Below are 15,505 nucleotides of genomic sequence, written 5' to 3' on the forward strand. Positions count from 1 at the left end.
AACCTGATACATAATAAAGCCGCAATCGCGAAAAATATGACACCGATTTGTGAAGCTATTACACAGCGCCCTCATAAATAGGCGTATCCTGTTTGCAATGACAAATCGCAATATAGTCACTGATGGCGTCAATTTGCTCTTGAGTGCACAATAAATGCAATTTTGAGCGGCGCGTCAGTATGTCGTCTGCTTCATACCCCATCTCTGTGGTGATGAGAAAATCGATTTCTCGTTGATAGACACCTTGCGCAAATTTCATTCCCAAGTCTTGCTCTTTTTGCGCATTACCAAGAAGTAAGAAGACGCGCGAACCATAGGCTCTTAACCAACGCTTGAGTGTATATGAATCGAGATAGGGAGCCTTGGTCTGAAGTGCGGACTTCGCATCTTTCCAATCAAAATCTAAACCACCCGGTAAAGGTGTCTCTGCTGTCCAAGCCGGTAATACCTCCAAATATTGACTCAGCTGCTCCATTGCCGCTTCAGCCAGTTTTCGATAAGTGGTCAGTTTCCCGCCAAAAACGGACAGTACAGGCGCATCGCCATTACGCCCATCGATAGATAGCGTGTAATCACGAGTGATGGCTTGGGGTGAGTCGGACTCATCGTCACACAGTGGTCTTACGCCGCTGTAGTCTGAAATGATGTCTTGAATCGACAGTTGGTGACGAAAATGTCGGTTTACTACGTCGAGGAGGTAATGTTTCTCTTCATCGGAGATCGCGACCTTGCGTGGATCTCCTTGATATTCGACATCAGTGGTCCCTATGATTGAAAATTTCTCCATGTATGGAATAACGAAGACGATACGTTTATCTTCGTTTTGCAGAATATATGCTTGAGGTTCATCGTGAAGTTTTGGCACGATGATATGCGACCCTTTAATCAGGCGGATGCCATAGGGCGAAGTAACGTTCGCTTGCTGAGTGAGAAATTCTCTCACCCAAGGACCTGCTGCATTAACCAGTGTTTTACTTAGACGCTCGTGTGCGACGCCGGTGCGTTTATCGTAGAAAGTGACGCGCCATAAGCCCTTGTCTCTGACTGCCGAGGTTACTTCACAATAGTTGCTGACTTCGGCACCATTTTGTTTCGCGTGGAGAATATTCTCAATTACCAAGCGTGCATCATCCACCCAGCAATCGGAATACTCAAAACCGGTCTTTATGTCGGCCTTGGTAATGTTCTGGTTGTCGAGCATGATCTTTTTGCTCGCGGGTAGGGTGGTTCTTTTGCCAATGTTGTCGTAAAGAAACAGCCCAATTCGGATCATCCAAGCCGGCCTTAAAAATGGTCGATGCGGTAAGCGAAAGCGCATTGGGAACGCGATGTGGGGGGCTTTCTTGAGCAACACTTCACGTTCTGCGAGCGCTTCCGAAACTAAACGAAACTCGTAATGCTCTAAATATCTCAGCCCGCCATGAATCAGTTTTGAACTCGCAGAAGAGGTCGCACCGGCAAAGTCTTGAGCCTCATATAGCCCAACCTTTAACCCACGGCCTGCTGCATCCGCAGCGATGCCCGCACCATTGATTCCGCCACCAATGACGATAACGTCCAATGGTTCATGGGGGGAGTGTGTCAACAAGCTTGCGTCCATAAATTCTCTCCAAAATGCTCATTCGCTCATTATTATGTTCATTTAATCACGAAAAAACAGGTTCGAATAGAGATAAAATGAAAAAAGTTTGAATGTCATCCAATCAGACTATCGAACGAATGAAAAAAAAACCTCGGCTGAGCCGAGGTCCTAAAACTTTTCATCAATGCGTGGCGTTTATTTTCGGGCGAGTTTTTGATGGGCTCTTGAGAAGTGATCCGCACAGAATGCGCCGACAATGGAAAGCTCACCCGCCAGGCAAAGTGCGGCGGCCATTTCAGCGAGCGCTTTTGCGTGGCCCGCACCATACAGCCCGAGAATTTCCAAGCAGGCTCTTTGGCTCGGCAGGCCAGTCCCACCGCCAACGGTACCCACCATCAAGTTTGGCAGTGTGACGCTAGCATAGAGGTCGCCTTGTGAGTTGACTTCCATTCGAGTCATTCCGATGGCGGATTCAGCGACGCAGGCTGCATCTTGACCACATGCGATGTACAAAGCCGCCAGCGCATTCGCATAGTGCGCATTGACGCCAATACTGCCAGACAACGCAGCGCCAGTTGTGGTGACATGTCCAAAGCGAGCCATTTTTTCCGGCGTCGTATGCAAGTAGCGCTCAACCAACGCGCGTTTTATCGTGACTTCTGCGGTCACTTTTTTGCCTCGTACATGGCGTAGAGTGTAGTTATTGGCTTTTTTATCGCCTGACAAATTGCCGTCGAGAAAAGCTTCTTTGGGTTCTATGGGGGTGGTCTTAAGGATGTGGTGATAAACCTCATTGGTCGCGATAGTCACCATGTTTTGCCCACTCGCGTCGCCCGTGTGGTATTCAAACACCAAGTAGACGTGGTTCCCCTCAATATTGACATTGATATCATGCAACTTACCGTGAGAGGTCGTGGTCTCGGCAATGTGTTTGAACTGTTCATATTGGGTGGTGACCCAAGCGACAAACTGGCCCGCCTCAGCCAGTGTTTCAAATACAAACACCGGCGTGCGTGTAACGCCTTCGTTGAGCAGCATTGCGCTGGCCCCGCCCGCCTTAGTGATCAACTGAGCGCCCCGGTTGTATGACGCGACAAGAGCGGCTTCGGTGGTCGCCAGTGGAACCAAATAGTCGTCTTGTGCGTGTAGGCCGTTTACCCGCAACGGGCCGGCGATGCCTACCGGGACTTTTACCGTGCCGATGAAGTGCTCGATATTGCGGTCAAAAATGGCACAATTTTGCTCAGTCTGATCATCAAGCAACAATGAGCGGTCGGTGAGCGCCGAGAGTGTTTTCCACCGTTGGTTTAGCGCTTTCTCGGAGATGTAAGGGCTCGGCGTCAATCGGCGTGACGGTTTTCCTTCTCGAGGCGCAAGTTGTGAAGTTAAGTCATACTCCTCATCTTGCGTCTGGAAAGGCGTGTAGGTGTTCGGGGCGGCGTGATTCATTTTGGGCATAGTGATAAACGTACAAAAATAGTGATAAACGTACAAAAAGTGTTAGGCATTCTAACGGGGTGAGGTTTGAACTCAACACCGAATCAAGAAGCAGCGAAACAGGATAGAAGAAAATGGGCAACTGGCTGCGCGAGTTGGCCTTGGGACAAGGTCTTACACATGGATATCTAATAAGGTTCCAATCATATCTTGATCGCGTTGAATGACATTTGTACCGATTTTGCTGTATTGCTCCGCTTGTGTCAGCTCGGCGAGCGGCTGGATGTGGTCAATTACCGGTGCTTTAAATTCGACCTTATTGAAATCGAGGGATTTGTCTTTAAGTGGGATCGGGGCATTGGTCTGGTTGTTGATCTCGAGCGCAGCCTCTTCAGCCATGCGAGATGACTGGTCGATGATATGATAGCCAGTTTGTATTGCTGAAACAGACATAAGCGCCTCCACTTACTCTAAGCTTAAGGTGTCTGCCTGCATTGAGCAAGTTTGATTACGAAAAGAGGCTTGTGATCATATCTAGCTCATCATCTGAGATAATCGATTCACTAGGATGATCCAATTTGGCGTTGATATCGCCAAGAAGTGCGCGTAACTGCTGAGGTGATAGGCTCTGCAGCTGCGTGCGGATAATCTCAAATTGTTGTGGTGACATATTATTAACCCCACTTAGCATCATGTGCTCAAGTTCAGTTGTGAAAGAGATGTCTCCGTTCATCGTCTTACGCCTGTGCGAAAATTCATACAAATCGTAAGGAATTGTGCTGTTTTTTTGTCCGAGTTTTGTCAGGAAAAGTTAGATGACAGCAATTTCATGACTCTGTATTAGTGGGGCTTATCACTCTTACGCTGAATTTATTAGTCAGTGAATGCAACTCAGGAATCATTCGATAGATTAGGTGCAGCTGTTGCAACACGAGACGCACCGAATTATCGTCTTCTTCACGCCATTCACTTAGCCTAGAGGTAATCGTCGGATCTTCCGTAATCGCCATGTTTTCCGTAATCACAATGTCTTCAGCGTAAGGTTTACGATTTAAACGCATGCGCAGCAGTTCAAGATGCTGGTGAATCAGCCGGTGGGTATCCAGAATCAATACATGCGTTTGTTCGTTGTCGATGCGGGTACGGTGCGCGCCTAACGCTGAGACATAACTCAGCAGCGCATGGTTTAAGGTTAAAAAGCGGAAACTCTCATCTACAGCGCTTCGATAGCGCCCAGGCTCTGCGAGCATGGTCGATATGGCGGCAGTGAGGTTCGCGTCACTATTGTGCGCCGCTCGTCGAGCGATTCGGTAGGCCAGGTTGTCTTTTTTACCCACGCGATATTGGCCAATGATTTGGGCTAAATATGCTTGATTCGCAGCGATAGCTTCGGCCATCACGGTGTGCAATCGTTTAGACTGCCAATCTGGGAGAATATACGCCACCGCGCCAACGGCCAGTAAGCAGCCTATGATCGTATCCGCGAGACGAGGGAGCACTACCGCGTAGCCTTCTCCTAGTTGGTTGAAGCTAAACAGAACTAAAACGGTAATAAAGCCTGTCGCGTAGCCATAATTAGCCAAACGAAAGGCAAAGAAGGCGACACCCGATGCGACAATCAGCACCAACTGACTCTCTTGCGAGGGGAAAAAACTCAGCAGTGGCACACCAACCAAAAGACCAGCAATGGTACCGACCACACGGCCAATCAGTTTTTGTCGAGTCGTGCTGTAGTTGGGTTGGCAAACGAACAAGGTGGTGAGCAAAATCCAGTAGCCATGGTCAATATCGAACGCTTGGATGATGCCGTAACCCACCGTTAATGACAGAGAAAGGCGTAGCGCGTGGCGAAACAGAATCGAGTCACTGTTGAGGTTGGATTGTACCCTCTGCCACATCGATTTGAGCGTGTGCGCTTCGGTGTCATCCAATGCATCTTCTTCGGGTTTTGTGGTGTCTGGGTTGCTGACGTTGGCGAGCAGTTTTTCCACCATGGCTAAGTTGTTAAACAAGTAACCAAGCTGCGCGAGCAGAGGTTTCCATGTGGGGTGATTTTGCGCTTGGAGGTGCGCCAATGAGTTTTGCAGTTCATCCAGTGCGATGACTGAATCCGTATCGTGTTGATACGCTTTGCCAGTCATGATGGCTTGACTGATGCGCTGACATGCCTGTTTTTGCGTGTCAATAAGGTGTTTGAAACGAAACAAAATATCGGAACGCTCAAAGTGTTGCGCTAATTCTTGGTAACGATAGTGGCTCGAACTTAACCGCTCATGGATATCTTGCGCAATAAAGTAGATATTAAGAAAACGGTCGCTGGCACTGTCCACATGGCCACGTTTTGAGCGGCTGAGCAGCGTCGATTTGCACTGATTGAGCGCAGTGACGGTCGCCGCATTGCGTTTGGCCTCTTCGATACGCATCGGTTGTGGATTCAAATTGGTCACTGGGTGAAACAATTGGCTTTTCAGATCCAGGTAATGGCTGAGTTGATAAAAAACGGTAGATAAACTTTGTTGTACCGGTTGCAACGGCCAAATTGCAAACCAAACCATAGAAACCAGGAAATACCAACTCGCACCAGTAAGCAGTAATATCGGTTGGAACCAACTGTCACCACTTTGGTCAATGCCGAGCATGGTGTAGATAGCGATCAATAACGAGCCAAAGGCGATACTTGCGTAGCGACTACCGATTGCGCCAAGCATGATAAAGCCAAATGTCGAGGTGAACAGCCCCAGAGCGAACAGCCAAGGCGTATCAAACAACAGCTCTATTGAGAAGGTGGCGATGGTGAAACAGATCAAAGTAAGGGTAATCGACTTTAACCGCCCAACAAAGCTGTTGTCGGTTTCAGCCAGCGCCGCCGCGATGATGCCAAGAATCAGTGGGACTAATAGCGTCTGCTGCTGCCAATACCAGGCAGGCACTACCGCGCCAAGCAGCGTGATTAAAATCAGTAAACTGTTATTAAACGTTCGGTTCACCCACAGGAGGCGAAGTTGGTGCAAATAGGGCACGGGCGTCTCTTCTTGGTTAGCTTTGGGGTAAACATTACCACCGACTCTATGGTAACTAACTGATCGAGGTAATGAAATAGGTCTGTTCGATGCGCAAATGACCCGCCCAGCCCTTGACTTATGTAGCAAGGTTCTGAAAAGTAGGGGCATCGCATTAACGTTTAGAGTTTGCGAGTTGATTATTGACGCCAAGGAACCTTGTGACATGCAGTTAAGTGCATCCCCATCCGCTACATTTTTTACTCAAAACGAATACCACCACGTCGAACTGGGCGAGCAGGAGTTGATTCTACGATCCGAAACGAAAGAAACACGGGTGCCTTTTCGTGTTTGGGATGGGCGAGTCAAAGTCAAAACGGGGATTGTATGGAGTGGGCTTGAGTTTTACAGCCACATTGATGGCGGTAAAGAGCGTCGTTGGATTGTTCAGGGCCTTAGCCCTAAAGCGTGTCGGCAATTCGCGCTGCACGCGGTGGCCAGTTATGAGCAGTGGCACGCCACTCAGTGCCAGCAGCTCAACCAGTATGTGCCAGAGTGGGAAGAGGCAATCGATCGTCAATTGCGTCGACCTACGTTCTTAAGGCAGTCGATGTTAGCTGCGTGGAATACGAAAGTGATGGACGATTTAGCTTGCATGCGCATGACACTTGAAGAAGCTGAGTTGCGGATGCCAAAGCGCTTAGCGCCACTGCTACCGTGGATTGAAGAGACACAAACGTCACTCCAAGCGCGCAATCATCAATGGATGGAAACCGAACTTGAGAATTGGGAGGTACTGTTTTCACGTATCGAGTCATCGCCGCTTAACCTCTCTCAACGCCAAGCGGTGCTACTCAATGATGACAATAACCTAATTTTAGCCGGCGCGGGTTCGGGTAAAACCAGTGTATTGACGGCGCGAGTGGCCTACTTGCTGCAAAGTCATTTGGCGCAAGCCGATCAGATTTTAATGCTGGCGTTTGGTAAAGACGCCGCGAGCGAAATGAAACAGCGCCTTGAGAGTAAAATTGGTCTGAGCGCTGAAGGGGTGGAAGTCAGCACATTTCATAGTCTAGGACTGAAGATATTAAATGATGCTGAATCCCGTCGCGTTGAGATTTGCCCCGTTGCGGTGGATGATAAGTTACGTCACGGATGGTGTGTCGACTGGTTGAAAAAACACTGGATGACGCCGACCAACTTTAAGCGTTGGCAAAAACATTTGGTCAAGTGGCCCATCGCCTATTTGGCCGGGGATGATGAGTTAGGCAGTCATGTTGAAAACCCTAAACTCATCGCATGGCTAGAGAAACAGTTGAGTCAATTGGCTGCAATGGGTGTATCGAAGAAAGAGCTGCAGCAGCGATTGGTTGAGCACCCTGACTACACTCGTTTGAATAGCGAACTCTCTTTGGTGTGGCCTTGTTATCAAGCTTGGCAGCAGATGCTGAAAGAGCAGCAGCAAGTTGACTTCAATATTATGATTTCAAGAGCCGTCGACTATGTGAAGAAGGGCAAATTCCGCGCGCCTTGGAAATACATCATGGTGGATGAGTATCAGGATGTCTCTCCCGCACGTCTTGCTTTGATTGAAGCACTGTGCGCGCAAGTGGAACCCAATGACGAGGAAGATGGCTGCGCGTTATTTGCGGTCGGCGACGATTGGCAATCCATCTATCAATTTGCTGGATCTGATGTTTCGTTGACGACGGGGTTTAGTGAACGCTTCCAACATGCGACCATTCACTATCTCGACACCACTTACCGTTTTAACAATCAGTTGGGCGCGGTTGCCAATCGATTTGTGCAGCAAAATCCACAGCAGTTGCAAAAATCACTCAATAGCCACAAACAACAAAAGAGCAAAGCGGTGACACTGGCACCTGCAGGTCAAGTGGAAAAAATCCTTGATCAACTGGATCGTAACGCCAAGCAAACAACCCAAGTGATGTTACTCGCCCGAAATCACTATCATCGCCCTGAACTGCTCGACGACTGGCAGAAAAGGTTTCGACAATTGTCGATAGAATTTATGACTTGTCACGCGAGCAAAGGACGTGAAGCCGACTTTGTGATTATATTAAATGTGGATGAAGGGCAGTTTCCAGCTCGAGTGAAAGCGCTCCATTTGGACGGCGCCTTGACACAATCACAAGAAAGCTACCCGTTTGCAGAAGAACGGAGACTGTTCTACGTCGCGCTTACACGCGCAAAGAAAAAGGTTTGGGTAACCTTCAACGGCAGCGGTTCGAGTTTTGTCAAAGAGCTGCTTGAAGAGGATTACCCAGTCAGTATTGCGAAATAGCACCGCGAGGAGTGGCCGATGGAATTTTGTATTGCGCTCACCACCACCAACAGTCAAGCGCTCACTGAGCGAATCATAGATGCGTTACTTAAAGAAAGGCTTGCTGCTTGTATTCAAACCATGCCCATTGAGAGTCACTATGTCTGGCAAGAGCAAGTGTGTCGTGACAACGAAACCTTACTGGTGATCAAAACGACTCAGAGCAACTACGTTGAAGTCGAACAAAAGGTGGTGGAGTTGCACGATTACGACACCCCGCAAGTCGTGCAAGTGCCCATTGTCGATGGTTTCAACCCTTATCTCAGTTGGCTTGAGGCAAACACTCGTCGTTGAACGGACATCAGAGCGAGTGCGCTTAACGCGCCCAAGGTGTCCATCAGCATGTCTTTTTGCGCATCCCATATATCACCTTGGGAACCGAGAAAGGCGATGCCCTCATCGCCACCCGCCAATTCAGCGTACCACCACTCAATGATTTCATAGCCCGCTGCCAGCGACATCATTGAGAATAGGGCAAAACACGCAGACAGCCCCCACGGTAGCTTGCGTTTTCTCATCAGGTATTCCGCTATCGGATAGGCGTAAAGGCCGATAGAGAAATGGGCAACGCGATCAAAGTGATTTCTCTCTGAGCCAATGAGTTGGTTGAACCAGTCAAAGGGGACCTCAGCAAACGTATATTTTGCACCAATCGTGTGTAATACCAGCCAGACGAACATCAGAATGTAGGCCGTATGGCTAAATACGTAGCCCTGGGATAACCACCAAACAATCGCCAGTATCGCCACGGCAGGCACAATTTCAGCCAACCAAACATGAATTGAACTTGGGTTAACAACAGAAAATAGAAACACTGCACTGTAGATTGCAGTGAGAAACTTCAGGGTTTTTAGGTGTGTTGTACGCATGTGTGTTGTACGCATAGTCGCTTACGGTTTGACTGATATGCTACTGTTTTACCATTAAATAAAACACTGTTCAATTGTAACTTTCACTCTGCCGATCTCGCTTTATGTTGAAATCCCGCTTTGCTGCACACTCTTCGTGCAAACACTTACGTTACCTGTAGTCAACATTTGATTTACCTCTAGGAGGCACATAGAATCGAGTCAAATTCTAATAACGAGTAAAGAAAGCATGAAACTGGATACCGTTGATTACCTTGCTGACGATGCCGCAGAGCAATTTGTTCAATCCTTGAGAGAGACCGGCTTTGGTGTGTTAAAAAACCACCCAATTCCGCAAGAGTTGGTCGAGTCAATTTACGAGAATTGGTACCAATTTTTTACCTCAGAGCGCAAAAATGATTTCCACTTTAACGTCGAAACGCAAGATGGTTATTTCCCGCCTAGTGTCTCAGAGGTCGCGAAAGGCCATACAGTAAAAGACATTAAAGAGTATTTTCACGTCTATCCTTGGGGGCAGATTCCTGAGGAGCTCAAAGCGCAAATTCTTGATTACTACCAGCGTGCAGACAGATTTGCCCAAGAACTGCTCGGCTGGGTTGAAGCTCATGCGCCGAAAGAGGTACAAGAGAAATTCTCGATTGCGCTTTCTGAGATGATCAATGGTAGCCAGAAAACCTTGCTACGCATTCTGCATTACCCACCAATGACGGGCGATGAAGAGCCCGGCGCCATTCGCGCAGCGGCTCATGAAGACATTAACTTGTTGACCGTGTTGCCCGCTGCTAACGAACCTGGCTTGCAAGTGAAAAGTAAAGAGGGTGAGTGGATCGATGTGCCTTGCGATTTTGGCAACCTCATCATCAACATTGGTGATATGTTACAAGAAGCATCCGGTGGCTATTTCCCATCGACCACGCATCGCGTGATCAATCCAACCGGCACTCGCCAAGAGCACTCACGCATTTCACTGCCGCTCTTTTTGCACCCCAAGCCTGAGGTTGTGCTGTCAGAGCGTTACACCGCCGACAGCTACTTGATGGAACGCCTACGTGAGTTAGGGGTCATCTAACCCTATCAAGCTGAGAGAATCGAGTCGCCTTTGGTGGCTCTTTTTTTCGCACAGAATAACAGTTGTTATCTGTTTTACTCGACAAATGGTTGAGGATCCATTTAAGTAAAAGAAAAACGGTGAAGGATCCTATGGGTAATCAGCAAGCACTCGCGACGTCGTTTCAGCAATACATGGAAAACCCTCTGCTTTGGCCAATCCTCGAAGTGCTGCGCAAAAAGCCGTCGGGGTGGAAGGTTCACACCTTAGCAGCTCATCTTAGTGAACTCGGTTATATGCCTGAGTTGGATCCTTTGCCAGAAAAAGATCTCTTTAAACGCAATTTCTTGATGATGAACGCCCTGTACCAACTGCAAGAGACGCTTTACCCAGATAATTGGCTGCAAGTCCAGGCGATGAATATTGTGCTTTTACCGACGCTACAAAGTCATGGTTTTGCGATTGATACCGATGATCCTTTGCGAGATTACTACACCCAGTGGTCCAATTATGAAGCAGAAGAGGGCGAAGTGAAGCGTCTGCTGAATGAATTTTGGAGTCGCTATCAGAGGTTTCTTGGGGGCAATCATCATGAAGATATGGACCGCCGCAAAGCACTGTCACTATTTGAACTGCCTCAAGAGGCGACACAGACAGAGATACGAAAAACGTGGCGAAAGTTGGCGCTGAAGTGGCACCCTGATAGAGAGAATGGCAACAGCGAACGATTCCGAGTACTGTGTGAAGCGTGGAACGTGCTTCGCCAGTAAAAAGGGATTCTAAGCAGCCAAACCGTGGACAGCAAACCAAGCGGCTGCTGTCCATATTGTGACCGTGTCACATATTCAACGTTTTATTGACCTTTAAACTGCGATTTGCGCATGCGGTTGAGCGCGGCCATGACGTCCAACACTCGCGGTTTGGCAAGGTCACCTTGATTGGGCATAGTGTGATGCCACTGGTCATTGAGCATTTGTGCCACGTCTTTAGCAGGGTTGGCAGACCAACCAGGACGCTGAGCCAACTGAAACCACAACCAGCCAATCGCGTTCACTTCTGAGCTCGATTCCAACTGCTCAAGAGCCGAAAGATCGGTAAACTCTTTGCCAAAACGCAGTGAATCGACGCCTTTCGCCGCAACGCGAAACTTGCCGTCTGCCAATACCGCTTGCAAAGCAGAGCAATTCAATTTACGAGGACGGAAAGTAGCGAGCGCTGATTCGGCTTCATTTTGACGCGTGGTTGGGTGCTCTTGCGTAACAAGTTTCGCTTTTTCGGTCACGTCGATGGCTTGGTAATCGTGCATTTGAATCACGGTATCCGCCACATCTAGGTAATCGCCTGAGCCCCCCATAACAACGATGGTTGAGATGTCCAATTCATCACGTAACTGGCCAATGCGATCGACCAAGGGCGTGATCGGTTCGTCACCTTTTGCGACCAAAGCCTGCATGCGCTCGTCACGAATCATGAAGTTGGTGGCTGAGGTATCTTCATCAATCAGCATCGCTTTAACGCCAGATTCAATAGATTCTTGTAACCATGCTGCTTGAGAGGTCGAACCGGACGCGTCTTGGGTTGAGAAATGAGCCGTATCTTTGCCCATCGGTAAGTGGTTGATGTAGTTTGACAGGTTCAAGTCATGCACGCAGCGCCCGTCTTCGGCGCGGATTTTCATCGCTTCGCTGCTGGTGACGACCCATTCTCTGCCATCGCCGGCAATGTGGTTGTAAATAGAGCGTTCGATAGCGCTCAGTAGCGTCGATTTGCCGTGAAAGCCGCCACCAACGATCAATGTAATGCCAGCCGGAATGCCCATACCTGACACCGCACCGTGATGAGGGGTATGGAACGTCACTTCAAGCGACGGCGGCGAGACAAACGCGACCGCTTCTTTCATTGGCAAGTCAGAGTTACCGGCCAAACGCGGCAGCACGGCGCCATTACCAATAAAGGCGACTAAGCCACGTTCATCCAGTTGATCTCGAATCGCTTGTTGATCTTCCACACCTTGGCAATGTGCAATCAGAGCGGCTTTATCTAACTCGCGCTCAATCGTGGCACGACGGATAAATTTAGGTAGGTGAAAGGTGAGGAGGTTAAGCGCTTTTTTTCCAAGGACACTGCGTCCTTCTGCGGGTAAATTAACCCGAAAACGCAGCTCTATGCCTTCGTCAGTAAACATCACCGCAGTGGAATCCATCACAGTTTGACCCGTTAGGGCGATGCTGATGAGGTTTTCTTGTTTTGCCAGTTGAGCAAAGGTGCGGGCGATAAAGTCGCGTGCCGCAATTTGATAGACAGCAGATTGCTCACGTAGCCAGTCTAAGCCGGTCAACGACCAAGGGCGGAGTGCGCGCACTCGTGATGCTGACGCATGTGGGTCGGCTTGAACGTAGTCGATGTGAAAGGTGTAATCGCCAAAGTCGTATTGACCTTTGATTTGCTGATAAGCGCGATAGTTCTGCTTTTCGATTTTTTTAAGGGTGGCGGTTAACTGATCCATGACTGGCTCACTATAGAATTTTGAAAGCGTGGATTATAGAAACCTGTCGGCGCAGAGTAAAGGTAAACTACCGACGAATAAGGTGCGTGAGGTCAGTGGAGCATAGCGCACTCGCCGCGCGAGGAAGGCACGGCGAGTAGGGGAAGTTACGCCTCTTTTTTTTCGATAAATGGGGCTAAATCGACATCAGCGTGATAATCAATGGCATCAAATCCAAAACCATTCAAATTGAGAAACTCCTGCTTGTAGCCTTGATAGTCACCAAGCTGTTTGAAGTTATCTTGGTTCATCTCTTTGAGTAGGAGCGCCACCTCATCCTGAACGGGCTTGGCCAATTCTAGATCGTCAATACGTATCAACCGTTCCCCATCAACCTCTACTTTTGCTTGATTGTAGAGCTTACTTGCATAGAGCCGTTGCATTTGCTCGATGCATCCTTCGTGCACGCCTTGCGCTTTCATCACTTTGTAGAGCGCCAAAAGGTAAGGTGTTAAGCCAGGGATAAACACACTTGCCTTAGTGACCAGCGCCTTGCACACACAAGCGAATGCGCCACCATCGAAATTGGCTAATTTCAAATTTAATGAATGGCTAGTCTGATGCAAATCAACTTTGGCTCTTCCAAGGGTGCCATCAAGATAGATAGGGTGGGTGATCTCAGGCCCGATGTAAGAAAAAGCAAGCGTTTGACAACCTTGGGCAATCGATTCTGAGTTGATTAAGGTATCCACCCAGGCTTCCCAATCCTCGCCGCCCATCACTTTTTGTGTATGATGCGCTTCTTCTTCCGTTGCGGGCTCTAATCGGGTGTTGATCCACGCATCGTGCTCGAGATCGATCGTGGCACCGGTAATCGGTTCAAACATTGGCTTAATGGCTGAGCGCCAAACTTCACCGGTGTCAGGGTTAGGTCGCAGGCCGCTGGCGACACTGTAGATAATTAGATCGACTTCGCCTTCAAAATAGGTTTCTATCGCTTCAACGACTTCGTTCTTGATCGCTGAAGAGAACGCATCGCCATGAATATTTACCGCGATTCGTCCTGCCTTTTCAGCATGCTGTTTGAAGAAGTAGTCATTGAAGTAACCTGCGCTGCCTACGCCTTTTTCACTTGGGCTACGCTCAAAGGAGACGCTGATGGTATCAGCTTGAGCCCCGCCAAACGTCAGAGCGATACGCGATGCCAAACCAAACCCTGAAGAGCCACCAATGATTAGCACACGTTTTGGTCCGTTTTTGATCGGCTCTGCTTGTTGTACGTATTGGATTTGACGGAGGAGAGCTTGTTCACAGCCGTAAGGATGCGCACTGCGAGCTACCACACCTTGTATTACTGGTTCAATTATCATGAAACTTTCCTTAGAAACGGACGTTGTCTGATTAACCTAGCGTAAAAATAGGTAAAGTTTATTGAGCCAGACCAATGACAAGTGATTATCTATCGGTATTTACAGAAATTTTAGTTTACAGAAATTTTACCAGCTCGTTGGCGACAAAATCAGCGATCCAAGGTTGGGCTTCAGGTTTAGGATGCAGTCCGTCGTTCATCATCCATTGAGGCTCTGTGATGACGCCTTCAAGAAAGAAAGGCAGCAGTGGCACATTGTGTGCGTCTGCCACTTTGGGATAAACGGCTGAAAACGCTTGCGTATAACGCTTACCGTAATTGGGCAATACATGGATTTGCATTAAAAGCGGCATTGCCCCTTGCTGTTTGACTTGTTCGATGATGGCCGAGAGGTTGTTTTCGACCACGTTAGGTGGAAACCCGCGCAAGCCATCGTTAGCGCCAAGCTCGATTAATACGTAATCCGGCTGATGCTCACTCAGCAGGCTAGGTAGGCGGCTGAGGCCGTTACCTGAGGTATCTCCAGAGATACTGCCATTAATGACCGCAAGATCATGGCCTTTGGTTTTCATTACATTAGGTAACAAGGTAGGCCATGCTTCTTCAATCGACATTTGATAACCTGCACTCAGGCTATCTCCTAAAACCAATAGCTTAGCGCTATATGCGGGTTGAACAAAAACGAGAAAAAAGACCAAGGAAAGTAAACGAATCATGCAAACATCCATCATTCAAGCAACGTCATTATCAAAAATAGTCTCCACTAAACAGGAGCAATTAACAATCCTTGAAGAGGTTAATCTTGAAATCTTTGCCGGAGAGAGCGTGGCGATCGTCGGCACATCCGGTGCGGGTAAGTCCACCTTGATGACGTTGTTAGCCGGTCTCGACACCCCGACAAAAGGCGCAATCCAGCTGCTAGGTAAAACCTTATCAGAGCTGGATGATGAGCAAAGGGCGAAAATACGCAGTGAATCGGTTGGGTTTGTTTTTCAGAGCTTTTTGCTGATACCGAGCTTGAGCGCGTTAGAGAACGTTACTTTGCCATGCTTACTGAAAGGCGAAGACGAAAACATTGAGCGCGCAAAAATGTTGTTAACGTCGGTAGGACTTGAGCATCGAATGCATCACTCTCCCTCTCAGCTGTCAGGGGGTGAACAGCAGCGTGTTGCTTTGGCGCGCGCTTTCATGATTGAACCGAAAATCCTCTTCGCCGATGAACCGACGGGAAATCTGGATGAACACACCGCAGCGAAAGTGATCGAGCTGTTGTTTGAACTCAATAAACAGCACGGGACGACCTTAGTGCTGGTGACCCATGACAGCGAGCTAGCACGTATGTGCGATCGCACCATAGTCATGTCGGCTGGTC

Annotated in this window: 14 protein-coding genes; 5 read left to right on the plus strand and 9 right to left on the minus strand. The window is 48.5% G+C overall.

Annotation, left to right across the window (positions count from 1 at the left end; all coding sequences use genetic code 11):
* Positions 1-58 precede the first annotated feature (58 nt).
* The 5 genes from glpD to yccS all read right to left on the minus strand — a co-directional run bounded on the left by glpD (position 59) and on the right by yccS (position 6,039).
* Entirely contained in the window at positions 59-1,600 is a 1,542-nt protein-coding gene (gene glpD, locus AC6R1A_RS02770; RefSeq protein ID WP_500628302.1) for a glycerol-3-phosphate dehydrogenase, read from the minus strand.
* A 177-nt stretch (positions 1,601-1,777) separates the two neighbouring features.
* Entirely contained in the window at positions 1,778-3,040 is a 1,263-nt protein-coding gene (locus tag AC6R1A_RS02775) for a hydroxymethylglutaryl-CoA reductase (RefSeq protein WP_500634035.1), read from the minus strand.
* Positions 3,041-3,193: 153 nt separating this feature from the next.
* On the minus strand, positions 3,194-3,472 hold the full coding sequence (locus AC6R1A_RS02780; protein WP_500634034.1) for a hypothetical protein: 279 nt from the start codon (positions 3,470-3,472) through the stop codon (positions 3,194-3,196).
* Between the two features lie 55 nt (positions 3,473-3,527).
* Positions 3,528-3,752, minus strand: a complete 225-nt coding sequence (locus AC6R1A_RS02785; protein WP_334551826.1) for a hypothetical protein — start codon at positions 3,750-3,752, stop codon at positions 3,528-3,530.
* Between the two features lie 94 nt (positions 3,753-3,846).
* A complete protein-coding gene (gene yccS, locus AC6R1A_RS02790) occupies positions 3,847-6,039 on the minus strand; it encodes a YccS family putative transporter (RefSeq protein WP_500634033.1) in 2,193 nt (730 codons plus the stop codon).
* A gap of 205 nt (positions 6,040-6,244) precedes the next feature.
* Between yccS and helD the strand changes: the two genes are divergently transcribed.
* Positions 6,245-8,323 carry a DNA helicase IV gene (gene helD / locus AC6R1A_RS02795; protein WP_500634032.1) on the plus strand — a complete coding sequence of 693 codons (2,079 nt, stop codon included), beginning with the start codon at positions 6,245-6,247 and terminating at the stop codon, positions 8,321-8,323.
* 18 nt (positions 8,324-8,341) lie between these two features.
* On the plus strand, positions 8,342-8,656 hold the full coding sequence (gene cutA, locus AC6R1A_RS02800) for a divalent-cation tolerance protein CutA (protein WP_487902905.1): 315 nt from the start codon (positions 8,342-8,344) through the stop codon (positions 8,654-8,656).
* On the opposite strand, the gene AC6R1A_RS02805 is transcribed toward cutA, so the two are convergent.
* Complete coding sequence (locus AC6R1A_RS02805; RefSeq protein ID WP_500634031.1) at positions 8,620-9,231, minus strand: DUF2238 domain-containing protein; 612 nt, start codon at positions 9,229-9,231, stop codon at positions 8,620-8,622. The two genes, cutA and AC6R1A_RS02805, sit on opposite strands and share 37 nt — an antisense overlap.
* 229 nt (positions 9,232-9,460) lie before the next feature.
* On the opposite strand from AC6R1A_RS02805, the gene AC6R1A_RS02810 reads away from it, so the two are divergent.
* Positions 9,461-10,300 carry an isopenicillin N synthase family dioxygenase gene (locus AC6R1A_RS02810; protein ID WP_500634030.1) on the plus strand — a complete coding sequence of 280 codons (840 nt, stop codon included), beginning with the start codon at positions 9,461-9,463 and terminating at the stop codon, positions 10,298-10,300.
* Between the two features lie 131 nt (positions 10,301-10,431).
* A complete protein-coding gene (locus AC6R1A_RS02815; protein ID WP_500634067.1) occupies positions 10,432-11,049 on the plus strand; it encodes a DNA-J related domain-containing protein in 618 nt (205 codons plus the stop codon).
* An 83-nt stretch (positions 11,050-11,132) separates the two neighbouring features.
* Here AC6R1A_RS02815 and AC6R1A_RS02820 read toward each other — a convergent pair whose 3' ends face one another.
* The 3 genes from AC6R1A_RS02820 to AC6R1A_RS02830 all read right to left on the minus strand — a co-directional run bounded on the left by AC6R1A_RS02820 (position 11,133) and on the right by AC6R1A_RS02830 (position 14,849).
* Positions 11,133-12,785, minus strand: coding sequence for a P-loop domain-containing protein (locus AC6R1A_RS02820; protein WP_500634029.1), 1,653 nt, complete (start codon positions 12,783-12,785; stop codon positions 11,133-11,135).
* A 146-nt stretch (positions 12,786-12,931) separates the two neighbouring features.
* Positions 12,932-14,134 carry an enoyl-ACP reductase FabV gene (gene fabV, locus AC6R1A_RS02825; RefSeq protein WP_500634028.1) on the minus strand — a complete coding sequence of 401 codons (1,203 nt, stop codon included), beginning with the start codon at positions 14,132-14,134 and terminating at the stop codon, positions 12,932-12,934.
* Positions 14,135-14,249: 115 nt separating this feature from the next.
* Positions 14,250-14,849, minus strand: a complete 600-nt coding sequence (locus AC6R1A_RS02830; protein WP_500634027.1) for an arylesterase — start codon at positions 14,847-14,849, stop codon at positions 14,250-14,252.
* Between AC6R1A_RS02830 and AC6R1A_RS02835 the strand changes: the two genes are divergently transcribed.
* Positions 14,848-15,505: ABC transporter ATP-binding protein (locus AC6R1A_RS02835; RefSeq protein ID WP_500646140.1), on the plus strand; the 658-nt coding region annotated here is incomplete at its 3' end. The two genes, AC6R1A_RS02830 and AC6R1A_RS02835, sit on opposite strands and share 2 nt — an antisense overlap.

The sequence above is a fragment of the Vibrio sp. R10-SG3-ISO3 genome, assembly GCF_059834225.1.

Excerpts from the sequence above, each read along its gene's own strand:
- AC6R1A_RS02805 (WP_500634031.1), bottom strand. The coding sequence starts at position 9,231 with ATGCGTACAACACACCTAAAAACCCTGAAGTTTCTCACTGCAATCTAC.
- AC6R1A_RS02820 (WP_500634029.1), bottom strand. The coding sequence starts at position 12,785 with ATGGATCAGTTAACCGCCACCCTTAAAAAAATCGAAAAGCAGAACTAT.
- cutA (WP_487902905.1), top strand. The coding sequence starts at position 8,342 with ATGGAATTTTGTATTGCGCTCACCACCACCAACAGTCAAGCGCTCACT.
- AC6R1A_RS02830 (WP_500634027.1), bottom strand. The coding sequence starts at position 14,849 with ATGATTCGTTTACTTTCCTTGGTCTTTTTTCTCGTTTTTGTTCAACCC.
- AC6R1A_RS02775 (WP_500634035.1), bottom strand. The coding sequence starts at position 3,040 with ATGCCCAAAATGAATCACGCCGCCCCGAACACCTACACGCCTTTCCAG.
- AC6R1A_RS02785 (WP_334551826.1), bottom strand. The coding sequence starts at position 3,752 with ATGAACGGAGACATCTCTTTCACAACTGAACTTGAGCACATGATGCTA.
- glpD (WP_500628302.1), bottom strand. The coding sequence starts at position 1,600 with ATGGACGCAAGCTTGTTGACACACTCCCCCCATGAACCATTGGACGTT.
- fabV (WP_500634028.1), bottom strand. The coding sequence starts at position 14,134 with ATGATAATTGAACCAGTAATACAAGGTGTGGTAGCTCGCAGTGCGCAT.
- helD (WP_500634032.1), top strand. The coding sequence starts at position 6,245 with ATGCAGTTAAGTGCATCCCCATCCGCTACATTTTTTACTCAAAACGAA.
- AC6R1A_RS02810 (WP_500634030.1), top strand. The coding sequence starts at position 9,461 with ATGAAACTGGATACCGTTGATTACCTTGCTGACGATGCCGCAGAGCAA.
- AC6R1A_RS02780 (WP_500634034.1), bottom strand. The coding sequence starts at position 3,472 with ATGTCTGTTTCAGCAATACAAACTGGCTATCATATCATCGACCAGTCA.
- AC6R1A_RS02815 (WP_500634067.1), top strand. The coding sequence starts at position 10,432 with ATGGGTAATCAGCAAGCACTCGCGACGTCGTTTCAGCAATACATGGAA.